Annotated in this window: 4 protein-coding genes; all 4 read left to right on the top strand. The window is 31.3% G+C overall.

Annotated features, from left to right (window positions below):
* Positions 1 to 232: 232 nt before the first annotated feature.
* Positions 233 to 688, top strand: coding sequence for a hypothetical protein (locus BVC87_RS22850; protein ID WP_075344709.1), 456 nt, complete (start codon positions 233 to 235; stop codon positions 686 to 688).
* A gap of 114 nt (positions 689 to 802) precedes the next feature.
* Positions 803 to 1,219 carry a DoxX-like family protein gene (locus tag BVC87_RS22855; RefSeq protein WP_234974718.1) on the top strand — a complete coding sequence of 139 codons (417 nt, stop codon included), beginning with the start codon at positions 803 to 805 and terminating at the stop codon, positions 1,217 to 1,219.
* Entirely contained in the window at positions 1,216 to 1,953 is a 738-nt protein-coding gene (locus BVC87_RS22860) for a DUF2071 domain-containing protein (protein ID WP_200799229.1), read from the top strand. Before BVC87_RS22855 ends, BVC87_RS22860 begins: the two co-directional genes overlap by 4 nt.
* Positions 1,954 to 2,027: 74 nt before the next feature.
* A complete protein-coding gene (locus tag BVC87_RS22865; RefSeq protein ID WP_234974717.1) occupies positions 2,028 to 2,693 on the top strand; it encodes a class I SAM-dependent methyltransferase in 666 nt (221 codons plus the stop codon).
* The last annotated feature ends 416 nt before the right edge of the window (positions 2,694 to 3,109 follow it).

The following is a 3,109-nucleotide window of genomic DNA, read 5'->3' on the forward strand; positions in this document are numbered from 1 at the left end:
TAGCTAAAATTAATACGGGCTTTTGATGCTTAAGCCAAAGTTTAGTGTATTTTTATAATGTCCGCCAAATAGAATATTACGCGATAGCGAAATAGTCAATTTTGGCTTTTGAAAAATGATAAATTAAAACCAAAATATAAAAATTCGGCTTTGTGTTAATCCTAAAAGTTAGTGTTTTTCTATACACTACGTTCCATACACAAATCCGTTAGCAACAAACTTGAGAGATGTAATGAAAATCATAAAACGGATATTTAGTAACATTTTAGTCGCTTTGACAATAGTTATCGCTGTCGGACTTCTGAATTATGCACTATTATGGATTTTTGCTTTTTTAGGATACGCTGCTTTTATTTTTAGTTATTTACTAATAATTGGTGGGTTGATTTTGTTCTACAAACTGACTTCTATTCTTAAAGAAAAAGGATGGATTTTTTTAAGTTTTGGTTTAAATTTTATTTTTTGGGTAACTGAACAAGCCCTAATCGAATCAGAATTTTCTAAAACCATATTCTATCAAGATGAAAAAGTATCAATGATTTTTGTTTTGATTTTAGGTGCTTTATTATTTGCCTTAAATAAGAGTATCTTAGATGAAATAATGATATTTTTCGGAGCAAAAACAAAAGAAGAAATGATGCTATTGAAAATACTCAAACGGAAAATGCCCGTTGCTAACAAAGTATAAATTTAATTGCTAAGCTCTGTGCTTACTTGGAAAAATCCTGCGGATTTTTCCACTGACAATTTCCTTTTGCTATCTTTAAAACTTAACACCGCAACTAAACTTATACATGGCGTTGTGCACAAGCTAAAAAAAACCAGATTGAAGAATAAAAACCTACATAAATCATTAACCTTACTAATTTCTGTTGTCTGGCTTGCAAATGGACTTTTCTGTAAGGTCCTAAATCTTGTACCTCGACACCAACAGATAGTTGCGTGCATTTTAGGGGAAGATTATTCAAGACCTTTAACTATTTTAATTGGTTTGTCAGAAGTTGTAATGGCGGTTTGGGTGCTCTCTAAATTTAAATCTAAACTCAATGCAATTACTCAAATACTCGTAGTGGTAGTGATGAATACCTTGGAGTTCATTCTTGTTCCAGACCTTCTACTTTGGGGAAGACTTAATTCTTTGTATGCATTGCTTTTCATAGTTCTTGTATACTACAATGAATTCATTTTAAATAAAAATATAGCACAACAGACTGCATGATAAATTTTCTAAAAAACCACCCTTTTGCAGTAGATGCTCACTTCGATAGTTCACTAGTACTGACATTTGCCGTTCCTAAAGAGCAGCTTCAAAACTTAATCCCGGAATGCTTAGAATTGGATACTTTTCACGATAAATGGGCTTTTATAGCAATAGCAATGGTTCAAACAAGGGCACTTAGGCCAAAAGGCTTCCCCAAATTTATGGGAAACGATTTCTTTTTAATCGGTTATCGAATATTTGTCCGATATACAAATAATGCTGGAAAAAGATTAAGGGGATTATATATAATCAAATCGCAAACCGACAAAAAGAAAATGGAATTTTTTGGCAATATTTTCACACATTACAACTATACAACAACAGATATCAAGCAAACAAAAAACAAAAATTGCAAAACAATCAAATCAGCTCAATCTAAATTTGAAATTTCTATTGAGTTAACAGACAGTGAAATAAAATTACCTGAAAACTCACCATTTACTGATTGGAAAGATGCAAGGAAATTTGCAGGTCCGTTACCCCATACTTTTACTGTAAACAATAAAGATAAAACGATACTAACGATTTTAGGCATTCGGCAAAATTGGAAACCTAAACCTGTAAAAATAAAAAACTACCATTTTGATTTTCTAAACAAGTTAAAACTTCAAAACATTGTTTTGGCAAATGCATTCGAGATAAAAAACGTCCCATATTCTTGGGCAAAAGGCAAGATTGAAAAATGGAAATAAAAAGACGAAAATTTCAAGGAGTACTAAATATCCTCAGTTTCAACAGACACTTTTATGTTTTTGGACTTGTCGTCATGGCGATGATTATAGTGAGTCAATATATACTGAACTGGAATAAAGACTTGTTTTGGCTGGTAATTTGTGGATTTATATATGGACTTATTATGCCACTAATCGTATCTGCATATGTTTACGATTTTTCTGGTTTTTACAATTTTGACTGGTTGAAAAAAATGAATCTTGAAGATACAGAACAAAATTTTAATCTGAATATCAATGCAGGTTTTGATGAAACAAGTTATATCATTAAGGATATTTTACCTCAATCCAAACTTCAAGTTTATGATTTTTATAATGCTAAACAGCATACTGAACCTGCCATAATAAGAGCAAGAAAAGTGAGTTTAGTTTATCCAAATACCCAACAAATAGCTTCGAACAAAATCCCATTAGAGGACAATTCCGTTGACAATATATTTTTAATGTCTGCTATTCACGAAATCCGAAAGCATGAGGAGAAAATAAAATTTTTAAAAGAGTGTAGAAGAGTATGTAAACCGAATGGCAATGTAATCATGGTGGAACATTTAAGAGATTTCCCCAACTTTTTTGCGTTTACAATTGGATTTACGCATTTCTTTTCGAAAAAAACTTGGGAAGTGGCGTTTAAAGAAGCTAGATTTGCATCAATTAATGAATCTAAATTCACACCATTTATGTCAATATTCAATTGCAGTTAAGAATGATATTACACTTCAAAATAATCGGATTTCTATTAATGGGCTTAGCATTGATTCACATAATTTTCCCAAAGCATTTCAATTGGAAGGAGGAACTGAAATCATTAAGTTTAATCAATAAACAAATGATGACAATTCATACTTTTTTTATTGCCTTAGTTGTATTCCTAATGGGTTTACTTTGTCTAACTTCAGCAACAGAACTTATAGAAACGATACTCGGCAAAACAATTTCTCTAGGACTTGCGGTATTTTGGTCGCTTAGACTGATAATTCAATTTTTTGGTTATTCTCCTATACTATGGAAAGGAAAACGCTTCGAGACAATCATTCATATTTTGTTTAGTGGATTATGGATATATTTAAGTATTATATTTTGGATGAATTACATAAACTAAAGCCAGTGCACAACAACA

Origin of the sequence: Tenacibaculum agarivorans, assembly GCF_001936575.1 — a bacterium.
GTDB classification, from domain to species: Bacteria; Bacteroidota; Bacteroidia; order Flavobacteriales; family Flavobacteriaceae; genus Polaribacter; species Polaribacter agarivorans.